This is a genomic window from Sorangium sp. So ce321 (assembly GCF_051530195.1).
Classification (GTDB): Bacteria; Myxococcota_A; Polyangia; order Polyangiales; family Polyangiaceae; genus Sorangium.
Map to the genome: position 1 here is coordinate 13,057,738 of NZ_CP150329.1, position 19,887 is coordinate 13,077,624.

General features: G+C 73.1%; 11 protein-coding genes. 6 read left to right on the top strand and 5 right to left on the bottom strand.

The features are described 5' to 3' along the window. The first annotated feature begins 6 nt into the window (after positions 1–6). Entirely contained in the window at positions 7–1,209 is a 1,203-nt protein-coding gene (locus WME89_RS48575; RefSeq protein WP_438006314.1) for an exo-beta-N-acetylmuramidase NamZ family protein, read from the top strand. Positions 1,210–1,225: 16 nt separating this feature from the next. On the opposite strand, the gene WME89_RS48580 is transcribed toward WME89_RS48575, so the two are convergent. Continuing rightward, positions 1,226–1,612 carry an SPW repeat domain-containing protein gene (locus WME89_RS48580; protein WP_438006315.1) on the bottom strand — a complete coding sequence of 129 codons (387 nt, stop codon included), beginning with the start codon at positions 1,610–1,612 and terminating at the stop codon, positions 1,226–1,228. A 750-nt stretch (positions 1,613–2,362) separates the two neighbouring features. On the opposite strand from WME89_RS48580, the gene WME89_RS48585 reads away from it, so the two are divergent. Beyond that, positions 2,363–3,799: an FAD-binding oxidoreductase gene (locus WME89_RS48585; RefSeq protein WP_438006316.1), complete on the top strand. Its 1,437-nt coding sequence runs from the start codon at positions 2,363–2,365 to the stop codon at positions 3,797–3,799. A gap of 129 nt (positions 3,800–3,928) precedes the next feature. Here the strand turns inward: WME89_RS48585 and WME89_RS48590 are convergent, their stop codons facing one another. Further along, entirely contained in the window at positions 3,929–4,477 is a 549-nt protein-coding gene (locus WME89_RS48590; RefSeq protein WP_437621740.1) for an HD domain-containing protein, read from the bottom strand. 586 nt (positions 4,478–5,063) lie between these two features. Between WME89_RS48590 and WME89_RS48595 the strand changes: the two genes are divergently transcribed. Then, positions 5,064–6,884 carry an OmpA family protein gene (locus WME89_RS48595; protein ID WP_438006317.1) on the top strand — a complete coding sequence of 607 codons (1,821 nt, stop codon included), beginning with the start codon at positions 5,064–5,066 and terminating at the stop codon, positions 6,882–6,884. Then, positions 6,881–8,611, top strand: a complete 1,731-nt coding sequence (locus WME89_RS48600) for a DUF3344 domain-containing protein (protein WP_438006318.1) — start codon at positions 6,881–6,883, stop codon at positions 8,609–8,611. Before WME89_RS48595 ends, WME89_RS48600 begins: the two co-directional genes overlap by 4 nt. A gap of 133 nt (positions 8,612–8,744) precedes the next feature. Here WME89_RS48600 and WME89_RS48605 read toward each other — a convergent pair whose 3' ends face one another. Further along, positions 8,745–10,703, bottom strand: coding sequence for a zinc-ribbon domain-containing protein (locus WME89_RS48605; RefSeq protein WP_438006319.1), 1,959 nt, complete (start codon positions 10,701–10,703; stop codon positions 8,745–8,747). 241 nt (positions 10,704–10,944) lie between these two features. Continuing rightward, on the bottom strand, positions 10,945–12,336 hold the full coding sequence (locus WME89_RS48610) for a hypothetical protein (protein ID WP_438006320.1): 1,392 nt from the start codon (positions 12,334–12,336) through the stop codon (positions 10,945–10,947). A 1,010-nt stretch (positions 12,337–13,346) separates the two neighbouring features. On the opposite strand from WME89_RS48610, the gene WME89_RS48615 reads away from it, so the two are divergent. Beyond that, entirely contained in the window at positions 13,347–15,608 is a 2,262-nt protein-coding gene (locus WME89_RS48615; protein WP_438006321.1) for an SdrD B-like domain-containing protein, read from the top strand. 760 nt (positions 15,609–16,368) lie between these two features. Further along, positions 16,369–16,851 (top strand): response regulator, encoded by a 483-nt coding sequence (locus WME89_RS48620; RefSeq protein WP_438006322.1) that lies wholly within the window; start codon positions 16,369–16,371, stop codon positions 16,849–16,851. Positions 16,852–16,911: 60 nt separating this feature from the next. Here WME89_RS48620 and WME89_RS48625 read toward each other — a convergent pair whose 3' ends face one another. After that, positions 16,912–19,737 (bottom strand): Eco57I restriction-modification methylase domain-containing protein, encoded by a 2,826-nt coding sequence (locus tag WME89_RS48625; RefSeq protein WP_438006323.1) that lies wholly within the window; start codon positions 19,735–19,737, stop codon positions 16,912–16,914. Between the last annotated feature and the right edge of the window lie 150 nt (positions 19,738–19,887).

Below are 19,887 nucleotides of genomic sequence, written 5' to 3' on the forward strand. Positions count from 1 at the left end.
GTTACCGTGCACATCGGACTCGACCGTCTCCCGGATCTCCCGCAGCTCAAGCGCATCCGGTCGGCTCGCCTGGGGGTCCTTGCGCACCCGGCGAGCGTCGACCGCGAGCTCACCCACATCGCCGCCGTCCTCGATGGCCTCGGCGTGCGCCCGCGCCTCTTCTTCGGCCCGGAGCACGGCTATGGCGGCGAGGCGCAGGACATGGCCTCGGTGAAGAGCGACGTCGACGCTCGCTCCGGCGCGCGCATCGTCAGCCTGTACGGCGACCGCTTCGAGGACCTCTCGCCGACCGCGGAGGCTCTCGCGGAGATCGACCTGCTCCTCATCGATCTCGCCGACATCGGCGCGCGGTACTACACGTTCGTCTGGACGGCGCTGCTCGCGCTGCGCGCGGCCCACGCGGCGGGCGTGCACGTCGTGCTGCTCGACCGGCCGAACCCCATCGGCGGCGCGACGGAGAGCGTCGAGGGCGCGACGCAGGCGCCGGGGTTCCTCTCGTTCGTGGGCCTCGAGCCGGTGCCGATCCGCCACTCGCTCACGGTGGGCGAGCTGGTCGCGCTCTTCGCGCGGCGCGAGGGCATCCCGCTCGGCGACGTCGATTGCGGGCTGCATGTCGTGGCCGTCGAGGGCCACCGCCGGGAGGGGCTCGCGGCCGAGTGGGATCGGCCGTTCGTCTTCCCGTCGCCCAACATGCCGACGGCCGAGACAGCGCTCGTCTACCCGGGCGGCTGCCTGCTGGAGGGGACGAACCTCTCGGAGGGCCGCGGCACCACGCGCCCGTTCGAGATCGTCGGCGCCCCCTGGCTCGACGGCCACGATCTCGCCGCGCGCCTCGCGTCCACGGGCCTGCTCGGCTTCATCGCGCGGCCGCTCACCTTCCGGCCCACCTTCCAGAAGCACGCCGGCAAGATCTGCGGCGGCGTCCAGATCCACGTCACCGATCCGCACACCTTCCGCCCGGTCGCGACGTACCTCGCGCTCACCGCGTTCGCCAGCCGGCAGCAGCCGGAGCAGTTCCGCTTCCGCACCGAGCGTTACGAGTACGTCGACACGATCCCGGCGTTCGATCTGCTCACCGGATCTGCGGCCGCGCGCCTCGCCATCGAGGCCGGCGAGGATCCGCTGTCGATCGCCCTGGAGGCGTCGCGCCCGGACGCGGCCTGGTCCGAGGTGATGCGCGAGGCGCAGGCGGCGGTCGCCGCCTGCTGAGCGCCGCCCGCGCCGGTCAGCGATCGTAGCGATCGTACGGTTCCGGCCGGGAGATCAGGCCGGCCGTGTACCTCGTCACGAGGACGACGAGCAGGAGCGCGATCCCGGCGACCACGAAGAAGGTGCGCGGCCGGTCCTCGGCGGAGAACCCGAACAGCCAGGGCGAGGCGAGGAGGCCGACGCCGAGGGAGAACTCCAGCGCTCCGTGCACCGCAAACGGGATCTTCGGCGCGGCGCCGAGCGGGTGATCGGACAGCAGCGTCACGACGAGGTGCGCCAGGGCGGTGGCATAGCAGACCGCCGCCGGCGCCGGCCCGAAGCGGAGCGCGAGCGGCGCGATCAAGAGCAGGATGACGGCCGCATAATCGACGTACCCATGGTGGCGTGGAGACAGGAGCTTCATCGGTCCCTCCTTGGAGGAGCTCGCCCCACGGGGGTGCATCGCGTGTGCCGGGGAGGGAGGCTCATCGCGGCGCAGGCCCGCCTCGGAATGTCGCGCGAGCGAGGAAACAGCGCGGTCGCCCCGCGTCCTGGACGGGCGCGAGGGTGCTTGTCCCGCTCACACGGTGGATGCGCGCTCCATGTTCGTCCCGATCGGAGCGCCGGAGCGCGGGCGCCAGGGTCTCGTCGAAGCGCAGCTCGTCCGGCAATCCCTCGATGTCCGCGACCTGCACGAGCTCGAGCTGCGGCACACAGATACCGAGCTTCCGCGCCCAGGCCAGCGTGGAGTGCTCGTTTTCCGGAACGCGGGGATAACGTGCGTGCGGTGAACGATGGTCCTGAGCACTCGAGCGTCGCTTGCCTCGACGAGGTAACAGGGCATCTGGTATTCGCGGAGCCGCTCGCCGGCATCGAGCGCGAGGGCGCGCTGCGCAGCTCCGAGCTCGGGATGAGCGGACAGCCACTGGAGGAGCTGTGCCGGGTCGAGCACGACGTCGAGCGGCAGCGTGGGGAGCCTGTCGCCGCGGTCCTCTGCGCTCGATCGGGAGCCCCGACGCGCTCGTGTGGCCGGCTTGACGCGGCCCTCGTGGGGCGCAGATTCAGCGCGTGATGGCCCGGCGAGCGCTCGGCTCGACGAGCGGAAGCGTGACCGCCGCGCCGCGCACCCTGGCCCGCGCCTGGCCCGCGGCTGCGCGCGGGCGGAGCTCCGATCATGAACGCAGCGCTGCAGCTCACCGGTCGTGTCGTCCTCCCGGGGGACCCTGGGTACGGCGACGCCCGCGAGGCGTACAACGCGCGCGTCTCGCGCTCTCCTCGCGCCGTCGTCTTCTGCCAGGACGCCGGAGATGTCGCGAACGCCGTCCGGTGGGCGACCGCGCGTGGCGTGGACTTGCGGGCTCGGAGCGGCCGGCACTGCTACGAGGGATTCTCCGTCATCGATGCCGGGCTCGTCATCGACGTGAGCGATCTACACAGCGTCCGGATCGACCGCGAGCGGGGCGTCGCGGTGGTCGGCGCTGGCGCCGACCTGCTCACCGTCTACGACGCGCTCGGGCAGGTGGGCGTGACCCTCCCAGCGGGCTCGTGCCCCACCGTCGGCATCGCGGGGCTCACGCTCGGCGGCGGGTTCGGCCTCCTCTCCCGCGCCCTCGGCCTGACATGTGACAGCCTCCTCGCCGTCGAGATGGTCACCGCGGACGGCGAGGTGGTCCGGGCCGACGACAACGAGAACCAGGACCTCCTCTGGGCCTGTCAGGGCGGCGGCGGCGGCAACTTCGGTGTCGTCACCTCGTTCACGTTCAAGACACACCGTGTCGCCGAGGTCTCGATCTTCAGGATCTCCTGGCCGTGGGCCGAGCTCCCGGGCGTGCTCGAGGCGTGGCAGGCGTTCGCTCCCTTCGCCGACGAGCGATTGACGTCCCTGCTCACGCTGAAGGCCGAATCGGCCGGCAGTGTCTCGTGCGTGGGCCAGCTGCTCGGGACAGCGGAAGAGCTCCGCCGCCTGATCCAGCCGCTCCTCTCCGCCCGGGTCGCCGCGCCCTCCAGCGTGTCGATCGAGGCCATGCCTCACCTCCGCGCGGTCGGCCAGTTCGGCGGCCTGGGCAGCGATCCCGAGCAATGGACCGTGCACCAGCACCAGGAGCAGGTGCGCTTCAAGAACACGTCGGCTTATGCCTACGAGCGCTTCGGCGAGGGCGCCATCGCGACCCTCGCCGCCGAGCTGTCGCGAGCGCCGAGCTCGAGGTGCCTCGTCCAGCTGGACGCCTACGGCGGCGCCGTCGGCAGGGTCGCGCCCGACGCCACGGCGTTCCCGCACCGGCGCGCGCTCTGGAGCCTGCAGTACCAGGCCTACTGGAATGCGCCCGCGCAGGAGGCGGAGCGCGTCGCGTGGGTCGAGCGCGTGCGCCGCTCGATGCTGCCTCACACCCGAGGCGCCTACATCAACTACATCGACGCCAACGTCGAGGACTGGCTCACCGCCTATTACGGCCCGAACGTCGCGCGGCTGGCAGCCGTCAAGGCGAAGTACGACCCGCGCGAGGTGTTCCGGTTCCCGCGGTCCATCCCCCGCGCTCCTCCGGGCGCAGCGGAGGCGCCCGCTGGCGGCGCCCGAGGCGAGGGGGCGACGGATGAGCGCGCCGTGCCGTGAGCGCCTCCGTGCCGTGAGCGCTTCCGTGCCGTGAGCGCCTCCGTGCCGTGAGCGCTTCCTGGAGGTCGGGAGTCCTGCGCGGCAGGGCGGTCGGCGGGGCACGCGCGGCCGGCCCGGCGCGAGCGGCGCTCAGCCCAGGGACAGGAGCTCGTCGAGCACGGCCCCGTACTCGTCGCGCAGGGGGTGCGGCGGCAGCGCGCGGCTCATCGCCCGCAGCTCCTCGAACCTGGCGACCTGCACGTCCCTGCCGCGCTTGAACATCGACCACGGGTCGCCGTGCTCGCGCGCGCAGACGATGATGGACTGGAAGTTGTCTATCTTGTCCGCCAGCGTGATCGCCTGCGCTTCCCAGGGCTTGCCGGGGAACGCATCGAGATAGAGCCGCTTGCGGTCCTCCCAGGGCAGCGAGCGGTCCTGCTCGGTCACCTGGAGGACGAGCGTGGCGACGCGCTCGCCGAAGTGCTGGAGCAGCTCGTCGAACGTGACGCCCTGGTCCTCCATGGCGTCGTGCAGCGCGCCGGCCGCGACGACCTCGTCGTCGAAGCCGTAGCGGGCGAGCAGGACCGCCACGCCAGCGAGGTGGCTGATGTAGGGAACGTCGGCGTTCGGATACTTGCGCCTCTGTGCCCGGTGCCAGACCGCCGCCTGGTCGAGCGCGCGCTTGAGAAGGGTGCCCATCGCGGTGTCCCGCCAACCATAGCCGCTCGGCGTCCAGAACGCAGGCGCCCGGCGACGAAGCGTGGTCGCCCGAAGCGGATCCGCTCCGTCCAGCAGCGCCCCCGTCCAGCTCGGACCGCGCGCCGCCCGCCGGACGCTCGCCCGGAAGCCGCGGCGAGCTGAGCCCCGAGCGCCCGAGCGGACCGGCGGGGGCTCGCCGGGCGCCGCGCTCGCCGGCCGCCATGTCGTTGGAGCAGCAAGGAGCGGCGAGCGGCTGGAGCCGAGGCGCCGCCAGGGGCGCCGGGAGGAGAGACGGCCTCGCGCTCTGGCGGCCTGGCGCTTCTCTTCTCGAGCCGTTCGGCGCTTCGAGCCGTTCGGCGCTTCGAGCCGTTCGGCGCTCGAGCGCGCAAAGCAGGTTGTCTCGTCGTGTGGACAAGGGCGAGCGCCTCTCGTTCGTTCAGAGGGTCCGGGGAGGTGTGCGCAGGTCCTACGAAGATGTGACCGGCGTCGCTCGTTGCCCAAGACTCCGCAGTTGCCGACCTGTATACTCGTCCGCGACAGCGTCTTATATCGTCATGCGAAACCCGCCGATGCAGGGTGCCACCTCATGAGACTTGGGTCTTTCCTCGCGCTGGCCGCCGCGCTGGCCGCGCTCGCCGCCACGCCGGCGCCCGCGCGGGCGCAGGACGCGCCCGTCAAGCCCGAAGGCATGGCCCTGAGCCGCTTCGTCCCGGCGCCGGCCGGGGACCGCATGTTCAGCGTGCCGTCCGCGTTCTCCGCAGGCCACCTGACCCCGCACGTGATGTTGATGGCCGACTACGCGAGCAATCCGCTCGTCCTCCGGCGCGAGCGCGACGGCGCGGAGATCGGCGCGGTGGTGAGCGATCAGCTCACGTTCCGGCTCAACGCCTCGCTCCCGCTCTGGAACCTCGTGAGCCTCAGCCTCGACGCCCCGCTCACCGCCGTTCAGTCGGGGGAGAGCCCGAACGGCGGCGGCCAGCAGTTCGCGTCCCCGAGCGGCGCGGAGGTGGGCGACCTGCGGTTCGGCGCGCGCGTACAGCTCTACGGCGCGTACCACGACCCGCTCCAGCTCGCCGTCGGCGCCTATGTCTGGCTGCCCACCGGCGCGGACGACTCGTTCGTGAGCGACGGGAGCGTCCGCGCGATGCCGTACCTCGCCGCCGGCGGCCGCCTGGAGCGGCTCGTGTGGTCGACCGCGCTGGGCACCGAGCTCCGGCGCTCCCAGTCGTTCGGCGGCGTGGCGCAGGGGACGATGCTCACCCTCGGCGGCGGCGTCGGCATCCTCGCCGCCGACGGCCGGCTCCAGGTGGGGCCGGAGCTCAGCACCGCGATGGTGCTCGAGGACGTCAGCAGCCGCTCGATCAACGCGGAGCTCCTCCTCGACGCGAGGTATCGATTCCTGCCGTTCCTGGAGGCGGGCCTCGGCGTCGGGCCGGGGCTCACCTCGGGGATCGGCACGCCGGACCTGCGCGTCGTCGCGATGGCCGCGTTCACGCCGGAGCCGCCGACGGACCAGGACAGGGACGGTATCGGCGACCCCGAGGACGCCTGCCCGAAGATCCCGGGCGTGCGCAGCGACGACCCGCGCAAGCACGGCTGCCCGCCGCCGCCGGACCGGGACAAGGACGGCATCGCGGACGCCGACGACGCCTGCCCGCTCGTGCCTGGCGTCGCGAGCGACGACCCGCGCAAGCACGGCTGCCCGCCGCCGCCGGACCGGGACGAGGACGGCATCGTCGACGCCGAAGACGCCTGCCCGCTCGTGCCCGGCGTCGCGAACGACGATCCGCGCAAGAACGGCTGCCCGCCGGACCGGGACGAGGACGGCGTGCCCGACGGCGAGGACGCGTGCCCCGACGCGAAGGGGCTCCGCTCGAAGGACCCGGCGAAGAACGGCTGCCCGCGGGACACCGACGGCGACACGTTCCGCGACGACAAGGACGCGTGCCCGCGGGAGAAGGGCTTCGCGGACCCCGACCCCGAGAAGCACGGCTGCCCGAAGGCGGTGCGGGTGACCGAGAAGAACGTCGTCATCCTCCAGCAGGTGCAGTTCGACACGGACAAGGCCACCATCAAGCAGGTGAGCGATCCGCTGCTCGACGAGGTCGCCCAGGTGCTGGAGGAGCACCCGGAGATCGTGCTCATCGAGATCCAGGGTCACACGGACGACCGCGGCACCGACGAGCACAACCGGGTCCTGTCGCAGAACCGCGCCAACTCCGTCATGGCGGCCCTGGTCCGGCGCGGCATCGACTCGACGCGGCTGACGGCCCAGGGCTACGGCCGGGAGCAGCCCATCGACGACAACAAAACCGAGGCCGGGCGGCAGCGGAACCGGCGCGTCCAGTTCAACATCATCAAGAAGGCCGCGTACAAACCGCAGGCGGAAACCGGAGAGGATCGATGAGAAAGCAGTTCAGTATCACCGGGCTCGCGTCACTCACGCTCATCGGCCTCACGACGGCCAGCGCGACGGCTGAGCCCAAGCTGCGGGTGCAGGTCGATCAGGCGGGCGACTTCGCCCTCATCGGGAGCTCGATCGGGCAGGAGTGCCGCTCCTCGACGCCGAGGCCGAAGGAGGGCACGGTCGGCGACTGCGGCGGCTCGACGGTCGAGTCGGGGCCCGATCTCCTCTGGCGCTCCGACTCGCCCGAGGACGGCAGGGCCGAGGCCAACCTCGATGTCACCCCGGAGACGGCGCGCACGACCGCGGTGCTGGCGCTGCCCGCGGGCGCGACGGTGACCCACGCGTTCCTGTACTGGGCCGCGCGCAACGCCGCCGGCGCCGATCCGGAGGTCGAGCTCCACCACGAGGGCGGCTTCGACGGCAAGGTCACCTCGATCGACTCGGTCGAGACGGTGATCAACCAGGGCAAGCCCAACGAGTCGCACAACTACCAGTCGGTCGCCGACATCACCGCGATCGTGAGGGAGAGCGGCGCCGGGGCTTACCGGGTGGGCGGCGTCGACGTCGTCGACGTCCGGAACAGCGACGACGACGTGGCCTTCGTGGCGTGGTGGATGGTGGTGTTCTACGAGGCGCCGAAGTCGCCGCTGCGCAACCTCGCGCTCTTCGACGGGCTCGATCGGGTCTCGGAGGGCAACTCGCAGCAGGTCGAGCTCTCGGGCTTCAAGGTGCCCGACTCCGGCTTCACCGCGAAGCTCGGCATCGTCGCGTTCGAGGGGGACAACACGAACTCCGGCGACAGCGTGTTCTTCAACCCGAAGAACCCCGGCAAGCCCGACGCCGCCGAGGCGCTGAGCAACGCGCTGAACCCGGCGGACAACTTCTTCAACAGCACGCGCTCGGCGCTCGGAGAGCCGGTGTCGGTGGAGGGCGATCTGCCGCGGATCGCGGGGACGCCCCAGAGCATGTCGGGCGTGGACATCGACATCGTCGACGTCAGCGCGAAGCTCAAGCCGGGGAACAATCGGGCCACGCTCGTGGCGACGAGCAGCCAGGAGCTCTATTTCCTCGCGGGCTGGGTGACGTCGATCTCGAACTTCGGGCCCGACTTCAGCAAGTCGAGCAAGGTGGCGAAGGACCTCGGCGGCCTGCCGACCTACCGCGGCGACGCCATCGAATACCGCATCACGGCGTCGAACACCGGCAATGACGACGCCGTGGGCGTGGTGCTGAGCGACCCGCTCCCCGCGGGCGTGACGTTCGTCCCCGGCTCGCTGGCGATCGTCGACGGGCCGGACGCCGGGCCGCAGACGGACGAGGCGGGCGACGACCTCGCCGAGTACGACCCGCAGAAGCGGACGGTCACGTTCCGGCTGGGCGAGGGGGCGGACGGCGCGAAGGGCGGGAGCATCCCTGTCGACGGGAGCGTGACGGTGCGCTTCGAGGTCACGGTCGCCGACGACGCGCCCGACGTCATCAAGAACCAGGCGAAGATCGCCGCCGCGGGCGAGCTCGGCGCGCCGGTCAGCGACGACCCGACGGACGGCAACGGCGACGCCGCCGGCGCGCCGCCGACCGAGGTCGCGGTGGAGCCCGAGGATTTCTATGCGGCCGGGAGCGGCATGGTCGGCGCGTGCGCGACCAGCCCGCGAGGGCGGGACGGCAGCGCGGGGTGGCTCGCGGGGCTCGCGCTGGCGGGTCTGCTCGGGCGGCGGCGCAGAGGGTAGCGCGGCAGGCGGAGGGCGGGGCCGAACGGACGCGGGTGGACGCTGGCGATGATCGTCGCCAGCGCTCCGGCGTCAGGTCGAGAGATGCGGGCGGAGGGAGATCGCGGGGCTCGCGGCGAGCGAGCCGCCGCGGTCAGTTGATGGTGAACGACTTGCTGACCGAGACCGGGCCGCCGCCGAAGGCAGGCACCCGGGCGCCGCGGAACAGCCTGGCGACGCAGCCGCCGACGCTCGTTCCGGCGAACGGCGCGCCCTGGACCTCGGCCGAGGTGACATTGCCGCTCGGCGCGAAGGTGACCTTGACCTTGCCGGTCCCGGTCGGGCCGCCCGCCTTCTTGCAGCTCTTGGCCGACGAAGCGGCGGCGCCGAGCGCCGAGCTCGCGGCCCCGCGGTTGAACTCCGCACCCCCCGCGGGGGCCGCCTCCGCAGGCTTCTGCGCGGCCGGCTTGTCCGCGGCACCGGCGGGCGCCGGCGCGGCAGGCCTGTCCCTCTCCGCCGGCTTCTCGGCCGCGCCGGGCGACGCCTGGCCCGGCGTCGGCGTCGCGGCGCCGGGCGCCGGGGCGTCGGCCGCGGGCTCCGCCGAGGGCGCGGCCGTCTCCGCCGGAGGAGGCGTGGCGGCCGCCGCCGTCTCCGCGGGGGGAGGCGTCGGCGCCGTCGTCTCGACCGGGGGAGTCGACTCGGCAGGAGCGGTGTTCGTCTGCTCCTGCGTGGCCGTTTCCTCCTTCGGCGCCTGCATGAAGAAGATGGCGACGCCGCCGATCAGCACGACCGCGGCGATCGCGGCCGCGATCAGGCCCATGCGGCTCCGCTTGGCCGGGGCTTCTTGCGCCGCGAGCGGGGAGAACGACGAGAGCGAGGCCGGCGGCACCGACGCCTTGGCCGATGAGGACATGGACGGAGGCGGCCGCGAGTCCCCGACCGGCGCGAGCAAGGGTGGCGGCGCGAGCATCGGCGCGGAGGCGATGGCGCCGCCGCCGAGGTTCAGCAGGTCGTCGTACCCGGTGCGCCCGTTGTTCTTCGCGGGGCGGGTCGAGGGGCGCCGGCCCGACGGGCTCTCCTCGGGCGCCTGCTTGGCGGCCGCGTTCTCGGTCGCCGTCAGCGCCGAGAGCGAGAAGAGGACCGAGTTCTCGTTGCGCTCACCGACCTGGCGATCCGCGCCGGGCTGAGGGGCGGGCGCCGCCGCCGGCTCCGTGGCGCGCTCGGCGGCGCTGAAGACGTCGACCGCGGCGGGGCGGCCAACGCGGCGCGCTGCTGCCGGCGCGGCGGCGGCCGGGGCCGCGGCGGCCGCGCCGACGGCCGCAGCCGCGGCGACGGGCGCTGCGACCGCGCCGGCGGCCGGGGCCGCTGCGGCGACACCAGCGGCCGGAGCCGCGGCGACGGGCGCTGCGGCCGCTGGCGAGGCGGCGCCCGCAGCTGGCGACGGCACCGCGGCAGCGGCCGCCGAGGACGCGGCGCCGGGCTGGTTCAGGCCGCGCCGCCCCCCGTCCTTCATGACCACGGTCCCCTCGGGGCCGAACTTGAGCCCAGCCGGAGCCGGCGCCACGGGGACCGCCGCGGCTGCGGCCGCGGGCACCGCGGCAGGCGCGGGCACCGCGGCGACCGCCGCTGCAGCAGGCGCGGTGACCGCAGGCGCCGGCGCAGCGGCAGCCGCGGTCGGCGCCGCAGCTGCGGCAGGCGCCGCGTCGGCTTGCGGGGCGAACTGCTGCCGGAGCTCGGGAACGCTGGCGATCGGCAGCCAGTCGCCCATCCCGTCCTTCCAGACGTACGTGTCGTTGCTGAGGTCCCCGCGGCCGTACGCGGCCACGAGCTCGGCCGTCGTCATCGTCCGCTCGTCGCCCTCCGCGACGTTGACGGTCCACGCGTCGGGCGAGGCCCCCGCAGGCGCGCCGCCCGCGTCGGCGTCGTCCGAGAGGTCGCCCTGCTGCCCCATGGTCGCGTCCTGCGACGAGCCTGGCGCCGGGGCAGCCTCATTCGCGCCATGGACGACCATCGCGTGGTTGCACTTCTTGCATTTGATCTTGACCGTCTTGCCCACGACCTTCTCGTCGGCAATCGTGTACTTGGCCTGGCAGGACTCACACGTAATCTTCATGCGACTGTCGCCCTTCCCGTTCCGGCATGCGGGCATGGGTTCAACGACCACACACGCGCACGTCACGCGCCCCGGTCGTGTTGAGGCAGGATAGCGGGACGGCGCGAGGCCGATCAAGGCAACGACCTTTTTTGTGAACCGCGGACGGCACCAGCGGCCCCTCGCCGCAGGCCTCCAGCGCGGCGCGGCGGGATGACGCGGCGCGCGTCAATGCCTCGCGCAAGCGCGCGGGCGGCGCGCCTCAGTTGACGAGGACCAGCTGCGTGCCGTCTTTACCGCAGAACATCGCCTCACCTGGATAAAGCTCGCCGCACGTAGGGCAGATCTTTCCACGCGCGCGCGCCCCCGGCTGGACCGGCGCCTCGGCGACCGTCGCGCCGCCCGCGATCGGCGCACCTGCCGACGCGGGCGCCTCCTCCGCCCCGGCGCTGCCGCGCTCCCCGGAGACGCCGCCCGTCGAGGCCGGGCCCTCCACGTCGGCCCCTGCCCGCCGGCGGCCGCGGCGCAGCAGGACCAGCCCCGCGAACCCGAGGCAGGCTGCGACCCCGCCCACGATGGCGACGAACAGGTTCTTGCGCTGGCGCCCGAGGTCCTCGCCTGCGGTGGTGCGCCCGCCGATGGTGCCGGTCGCGATCATTGCGAAGGCGGCCTGATCGCTCTCGCCCGCCTCGTTGAGCCCGCTCGTCGCGAGGAGCGCCTCGTAGCGATCGGGGCTCGTCACCTCGATCGTGACGGTCACGCCCTTGTCCGCGACGGACGCGACGAGGCCGAGCTTCCCTTCGCCCGCGTCGGCGCCGAGCGAGAGCGCGCCGGTCGCGTCGACCGTCGCGGCGGAGGCGAGCGGTCCAGGCGCGATCGACCACGCGGGCCTGGTCGGGAGCGCGCACCCCTCCGCATCCATGACCAGCGCGCGGAACTGGGAGCGCTCGCCCGGTCGCATGAGCTTGCGCGACGGCGTGACCTCGAGGCGCGCCGGCTCCCCGGGGGCGTCGCACGTGCGCGACGCGGCGGGCTTCTTCTCGGGTGTGGCGGGCGGCGCGCTCGCGACGGGCGGCGGTGCGCTCGCGACGGGCGGCGGCGCGCTCGCCGCGGGGGGCGCCTCGCCCGCGCGCCGGACGAGCGTGTAGGTCCGCGTCCTCGTCACCGAGGCGCTGCAGGTCGTGTCCTGGATGATGAACTGGTACTGCCCCGCCTCGACCATCTGGATGCTCGTGTCGGTCGCCTGCGTCGTCGTGGTGACGACGGCCCGGCGGGGATCGTTGGCCGGCGTCGTGCAGCGCGTCTGCCACGAGCGCGCGTTGCCGGACGCGGAGTGCTTGCTCCGCGCGAGCCCGGGCATCTGCTCCCAGCACTCGGCGGTGCTCCACGGCCGTCCGGCGCCCGAGATCGAGAGCTCCGAGCCCTGCTGCTGGATCTGCACGGCGCCGCCCGGGGCGCCCTGCGGGCGAGGCCTCGGCCCGCACGCCTCCCCCCACGCGGCCACCGCCCACTGCTCCGTGAGCGCGCTCGCGGTCCACGACCCGCTCAGCGTGGGCGGGTCCTGCGCGGCGCCCGTGCGCGGGGTGGCGGCGACGAGCGACGAGGCGAGGAGCGCAAGGAGCAGGGCCGGCGAGGCGAGCAGCGGGCGTCGCACAGCCGAACCCTAGCAGCGCCCGCCCGCGGGCGGCACCCGGCGGGCAGCCCCCCGGCGGGCGGCACCTGGCGAGCGGACGGCTTGTCGCCGCGGCGGAACGCGACAACGCGACGACGCGACACGTCGCGCGCGCTCCGCCGGCCCTGGCCATCGCCGTCGTCCGGGGCGGCCAGTCCGGCGCCCTGCGCGAAGCGCGGCAGCGCTCGCCCGCGCTGTCGGTGGCGGTGTCGGTGGTGCTCATGCCTCTCGGGACAGAAGGACACGACAGGCGACGCGCCACAGGCAACCGCACGTGAGGGGCGAGGAGGCGGACGCGGCAAGGCGCGAGCGCAGCACGCGGGCGAGCGCGGCACACGGCGACCACGCGACCACGCAGACAAAAAAGACAAAACCGCTCGCGTCCCGGAAGAAGGATCTGGACAGGCGAAACGGAGATTCGTTATCTTGAAAAATGGTCCTGTGCGCGCTCAGCATCAAATCTGGTCCGGCGCTCCCGCGCACTTGATCCGGTCCTGTTCGGCCCTCGGGCACTGCGGAGGGCCAGAGATGACCTCAGCTCATGGAGCGCTCAAGTGCGCTGCCGCACGCTCAGGCCGACGCCGCTGTCCACCGTCGTCGCTGCGCTCCCATCCATGGAGTCCGCGCGCGGCGCGAGGTGCCCAAAAGCGTCACCGCGCGCGGCGCGAGGTGCCCAAAAGCGTCACTGGCCAGCTCGCCGCCAGCCCGCGACACCAGCCCGGCAACAAACCAATAATTTTCTCTCTCGATCAAAAAAACATCTGGACACTTCACGTAACGAGTTGATACTTTAAACACTGTCTCTTTGCGCATCCGCTCTCCGATCGAAGCCAAAGCACCCGCGTACCTGATCTGATCCTGATCAGCCCCGCGGGGGCCCAGTCCGACCGGAGCCCGCGAAACCGACCTCGCCTGACCCGTGTGTCATGGTGCCTGCCCTTCGGATGACGCTCCACCAGTGGTTCACCTGTGAGGACCTCAAGGAGCTACCAATGAAGCAGATCGCAATCGCCTCCTCCGCCGCGCTCGCCACCCTGTTCATCGCTGCCACCAGCTTCGCCAACACCACCGCGCCCTCCCCCACCTGCACCGTGATCAAGCGGGGCACCCTCGGCAACATCTACAACGCCGAGATCTGGAGCCTTGCCCCGAGCTACCACGTCCCGACGCCTCACGAGGTGAACACCGGCTACTCCAGCACCGTCGGCGAGAAGCGCGCCCTGTTCAGGTTCGATCTGAGCCCCATCCCCGCCGGCTCGCTCGTCACGTCGGCCAAATTTTACGCCCTGTCCTACACGAGCACCGCCAAGACCGTGTACGTCCACCAGGTGCTCGCCCCCTGGAGCGAGGAGATCGTCACCTGGAACAACCTCGGCGCCATCGATCCCACCTCGTTCACCTCGTTCGTGCCCAACGTCACAGGGTGGAGCACGGTCGACCTCACCGGGATCGTACGAGACTGGGTGAGCGGGGCTTCACCGAGCTACGGCATCCTCCTCGAGGAGGGCTCCACCGGGAAGACCTCTTACAAGGGCAGCGCCCACACAGACCTCTCCTACCGCCCTCTGCTCGAGGTCTGTTACACCGCCCCGAAGGGCTCGATCGGCGACAAGGTGTGGTTCGACGCGGACGCCGATGGCCTCGAGGGCGCCTCCGAGCTCGGCATCTCCGGCGTCGTCGTCGACCTCTTCGGTGACGCGAACTGCGATGGATCCGCCGACGGCGGCGTCCTCAAGACGACCGCGACCGACGGGAGCGGCGCCTACCGCTTCGGCGAGCTCGAGGCGGGCTGTTACGTGGTCAGCGTCGATGACGCGACGCTCCCGCTCGGCCACCTCCTCACCACCGACGACGAGCCGCTCGCGGTGTCCCTCAGCGCGGGGCAGAACGTGACCAACGCCGACTTCGGTTACGTGACGTACTCGTCGATCGGCGACACGGTCTGGCTCGACAGCGACGCCGACGGGCTCTACGAGCCGGACACCGGCGAGCTCGGCGTCAACGGCGTCCGCGTCGAGCTGTTCCAGGACGGCCACCTCCTCGACTTCACGGTCACCGGCAACAGCCCCTACAACGGCCAGCCTGGCTTCTACCTCTTCGACACGCTCCCGGCGGGCACCTACTCGGTGGTCATCACCTCCGACAACTTCATGACCAGCGGCCCGCTCGCCGGACAGGAGCCGACGGCCGACCCCGACGGCACGCTCGACAACGTGGGCACCGTCTCGCTCGCCTGGGCCCAGGACCTCCTCGACGTGGACTTCGGCTACCAGCTCTCCTGCGGCAACGGCGTGTGCGGCGGCGACGAGAGCTGCGGGACCTGCGCGGTCGACTGCGGCGTCTGCCCGCCGGTCTGCGGCAATGGCACCTGCGAGGCCGGCGAGGACTGCGGCAGCTGCAGCGCCGACTGCGACATCTGCCCGCCGGTCTGCGGGGACGGCACCTGCGATGCCAGCGAGAGCTGCGGCACCTGCTCGGACGACTGCGGCGCCTGCCCGCCGGTCTGCGGCAACGGCACCTGCGAGGCCGGTGAGGACTGCGGCACCTGCTCGGACGACTGCGGCGCCTGCCCCGCTGTGTGCGGCAACAACGTCTGCGAGAACGGCGAGGACTGCGCGAACTGCGCCGGCGACTGCGGCGCTTGCCCCGCGGTCTGCGGCAACGACAGCTGCGAGGCCGGCGAGAGCTGCCTCGAGTGCCCGAGCGACTGTGGCATCTGCCCGCCGGTCTGCGGCAGCGGCGTCTGCGAGGCCGGCGAGAGTTGCTCGTCGTGCAGCGCCGATTGCGGTGAGTGCCCGCCGGTCTGCGGCGACGCGGTCTGCAAGGCGGGCTTCGAGGACTGCTCGAGCTGCGCGACCGACTGCGGCGTCTGCCCGGCCGCGTCCCCCGGCACCGGCACCCCCGGCTACTGGAAGAACCACGAGAGCGCCTGGAAGGTCTCGCAGCTGACCATCGGCGGCAAGACGTACACGAAGGCCCAGCTCCTCGACATCATCAGCCGTCCGACCAAGGGCGACGTCACGTACATCATCGCGAAGCACCTCATCGTCGCCAAGCTCAACGTCGGTATCGGTAACCAGTCGAGCTGCATCGAGGACACGATCGCCAAGGCCGACGCCTGGCTCAAGCAGTACCCGCTCGGCAGCAACGTGAAGGAGAGCGGCAAGAACTCGCCCTGGGCGAGCGGCGAGCCCCTCGCCTCGAAGCTCGACGACTACAACAACGGCCGCCTCTGCGCGCCGCACCGCGACTGACTGACTGATGGATGACCGGCAACGAACCGGCGATGGACGTCGAGGCGCCGCTGACTGACCGCCTGGTGACCGTCGAGTGACCGGTACCGGCGACTGACCGATCGATACCCGGCAGCCGTCGACGAGAGCTCTCCCCGCCCAGCCAAGCGCCGCGCCCCGGGTCACCTGCCCGGAGCGCGGCGCTTGGCCCTCCCCCTCCCGCGCTTCCCCGCTGCGCCCTGCCAGGCGATCTCGTCAATCAGGCGCGGCCTCCCCGTCGGTCTCCACCCGCCCTCGCCCTCGCGGCCGTTCCGGCTGTTCCAAGGTCACCGACCTCTCCGACAAGCACCCCTCCGGCGCGCGCCAGCGCTCCCCCTGGCACGGCGGCGCGACGGATCGACGCCCCCCCGACGCGCGGCGCCGCACGGCTCCCGCTCCCGGTGGAACGGCCCTGCGCGCGCCGGCGAACCGCGTACACGCCGCGACGGCCGGCCCTGCGACGGAGGAGACGGAAGTGCCCCACGCGTGCGCGTGATTTGCCCCTCACGCGACAATTTGCCCCTACCCGGTGGAAGGTGTTCCCCGGCGGCGCGGGGCTAACGCCGGGGACATCGCGCCCCCCGCCGGGCACCACGACGTCGTTGAGCCCGCTCCACCGCAAAGTCGGACAGCGTGGCACGGGCGCTGCAAATCCTGCGGGCTCGAGCGCCGCGGACCGCGCCAGACGGTTCGAGGACGCAATGTTTGGCGGGCCTGATGTTGAAGTTAAGGAGAAGCGGCCATGAACCTGACGGAAAGCTGGATTGGCGATAAGCCCTTGGTCCCGCCTTGCGGCTTGTTCGGCAAAGGTCAACATATCGTCCTCGCCGAAGACGACGATGACATGCGGTCCACGCTCGCCCTGGCGCTCCGGCGCGACGGGTTCGAGGTCTCGGAGGCGCGCAACGGCCTCGAGCTGCTCGACAAGGTCGCGCCGTGGCTCGGCGGAATGGACCCGCCGAAGCCGATCGACGCGATCGTCAGCGATATCCAGATGCCCTGCTTCTCCGGGATGGAGATCCTGGAGGGGCTCGCCGAGCTGAGGCGCCGGCCGCCGGTCATCCTGATCACGGCGTTCGGCGATCCCCACCTGCACGCGGCCGCGCGCAGCCTGGGCGCCTCCGCGGTCTTCGAGAAGCCGTTCGAGCTGGATGATCTCCGCAGCGTGCTGTTCAGCCTGAAGGACAACCCGAAGGAAGCGCCCGGCTTCGACGGCGGTTACTGACGGTACCGACGGCGGCCGCCGAGAGAGCAGCGCGCTGCCACGCCGCGGGCCGCGCCGCGCTCAGCCGTCCTGCCGCGGGAGCGGCGTCGCCGCCGCCCACCGGGCGACGCAGCTCCGCTCCTCTTCCGTCATCTCCAGCATGCTCGCCACCACGCCGTCCAGGTGCCGGCGGGCGTCGGCAGGCAGCCCCGCGTTCGCCGGGCCGAGCTCCCGCCCGAGCGCGTCGAGCGCGGCGATCAGGTCGGATCGCGCCGGCGAGGGCGCCGGGATCGCGCGCAGGTGCGCGATCTTCACCTGCGGCATGCCCTCGCGCGCGTCCCGATGTCGGGTGTAGTGCCACCACCGGACAGGAGAGGAGTTGAGGTAGCAGAGCAGCGCAAACTCGCTCCAGGTGCCGTCGCAGAAGCCAGCCAGGATCGAGTTGCGGAACGGGAGGCCGTCGCTCAGCGCGGCGATCGGGTACCGGGCGGTCTGGCGGATGAGCAGCCGCACCGCCCTCCAGTCCTCGTCCTTCCGGAAGCGGCCCTTCACGCCGGCGCGATCGACGTGGTGACGCGGGGCGCGCGCGATGAGCTCGCCCACGTCGGTGCCCTCCCGGATCGGGCAGGTGTAGGGCGGCACGGGGACGTCCGCGCGCCGGATGCGCTCGGCGTCCTCGGCCGTCGTCTGGAAGCCGCGCTCTCCGAACAGGGCGGCCGGGAGCGGCGCGAGCGCGCTCAGCCGCTCGAGGAGCCGCCTGGACACGGCGTCGAGGTCCGAGCGCGCGAGCGGCCACGCGGCGCCCGCCGCCGCCCGCGGGGGGTCCGGGTCGACGCGGGTCGAGAGGAGGCCCATGCACGGCTGGAACACGCCCTCGAAGGCGTCGCTGCCGAAGCTCGGGAGGTCGGGGTCGACGGCGCAGAGCGCGTCGTGCGCGCGCCGCGTCGGGCGGTAGCCGTCGAGATCCGAGACGGACGTCGGGATGACGAGGCCGAGCCGCCCGCCCGGCCGCAGCAGCGACGCGGCCCGGTGCACGAACAGGCCGTGCAGCGAGCGGTAGCCGTGAAAGGCCGGGTTCCTCCGGAGGTAGAGGTTGAAGACCTCGGGCGAGATCGGCTGCGCCGCGCGGCCGACGTACGCGACCCAGGGCGGGTTGCCGATCACCGCGTCGAAGCCCGGCTCCGGGCGCTCGAAGACGCCGGGGAACGCGAGCTCCCAGTGCAGGAACCGGCGCTCCTCGGCGATGCGGCGCGCGAGCGCGGCGCCCGGGTCGCTCGGCTCGAGCGCCGCGGTCATGTAGCGCGCGAACGCCTCCGGCGTCGGCGCCACGGCCGCGAGCTCGCTGTCCGGCGCGCAGAGCCACAGGGCCATCCAGGCGTCGAGCGCCGCGCGATCCGCGCCGGCGGGCTCCCGCGCGCCCTCCACGGACGGGGCCGGCGGCGGCGCCGAGGCCCGCCGCGTCAGCGCCCGCCGCGCTCGCCGCTCCACCGCGGCGTCCGCGGCGCCGCCGCGCGACAGCGCCGCGGCCGGGAAGGCGCTGAGATCCGCGCGCGAGGCGCCGAGGAGGCTGTCGCCGCAGCGGAGCTTGCCGTCGAGGAAGCTCAGCGGGAGGCTCGGCTCCTCCACGGCGAGCCAGAGCGAGAGCCGGGCGAGGTCGACCGCGATCGGGTCGAGGTCGACGCCGTACAGGCAGCGCTCCGCGACGAGCGCCATCGCGCGGCGGAGCGGCGGCTCCTCGGGCGCGAGGCGCGGCGGCGCGAGGCGCGGCGGCGCGAGGTGCGGCGGCGCGAGGTGCGGCGGCGCGAGGCACGGCGCCTCGCCGGCGCGCTGCCAGGCCGCCGCGAGGTGCGCGGCGAGCTGGCGGCACGCCTCCACCAGGAACGCGCCCGACCCCATCGCGGGGTCGCACACGGCGAGCGCGAGGATGCCGTCGGGGCCCGCGTGGAGGGCCGGCCGGCCGCCCGCGTGGAGCAGCGGCGCCAGCGTGCGCTCGACGACGTGGCGCGTGATGTCCCGCGGCGTGTAGTAGGAGCCCGCGCGCCGCCTGAGCTGCCCGGGCTGGAGGTAGAGCGTGCCCCGCGCGATCGGGCCGGGCTGCCGCGGGGACGCGCGGCGCGCGAGCGCCTGCGCGAGCTGCGCCACGCTGCCGGCCGCGGCGACGAGGGCGGCGTGGCGCGCGCCGAGCTTCAGGTCCGCCGCCTCCTCGAGCCGCGCGAGCCGCTCGCCGCCGGGCAGGGCGACGAGCGCCTCCAGGTCGACGACCGCGTGGGACGGCAAGAGCGCCATCGACTCGCCCTCGGCGATCTCCAGCTCGAAGGCGATCAGCCCCTCGTAGAGCGTGCCGATGTGCTCGACCTCGAGATCGCCGTAGCGGACCTCGGCGCCGTCGTGCACGAGGAGCGCCGCGAGCACCCGGCGCAGCACGCCGTCGCTGAGCCACGGCCTGCCCTCGAGGAAGGGGTACGCGTCCGGATCGCAGAGGCCGCCGCGCGCCCCGCGGGGACCGCGGTCGAGGAGCGCGCGGAAGAGCGCCGCGACGCGCGCCCACGCGCCGTGGCGGCGCTCGAGGTCGCCCGGGCACCGCCGCTCGTCTTCCTGGAGGTCGTCGAAGAGCCGCGCGAGCGGCGCGCCGTGCGCGTCGAGCACGCTCGCGCCGGCGAGCAGGCCGCGCGGCTCCGCGTAGAGGAGGAAGATGAGCCGCATGAGCGCGGTCACGAGGCCGGCGTGCAGGTGCCGCCGCCCCGCGGCGGAGCCGCCGAGGGCGACGTCGCCCCCCTGCGGATCGGCCGCCCGGAGGCCGCGGAGGAGCTCGCCGAGCGCGTCCCGCGCCTGCTCCCGGAGCTGCCTTGCCACGCCGTCCGGGGACGGCGCAGGCCCGCCGGCGGACGCTCCCGCGGGCGCGCCCACCTCCGTCGCCTCGTCGGGCGGAGCGAGGCCGCCGACCCGTTCACGGTCGGTGCGCAGTCCGGCGCTGAGCTGAGGGCATTCCGAGGACACGCGAGGTCCGCGCGAGCATTGCGGATGTGACGGGGTGCAGGCAAGGGCCCCGGCGCCGGG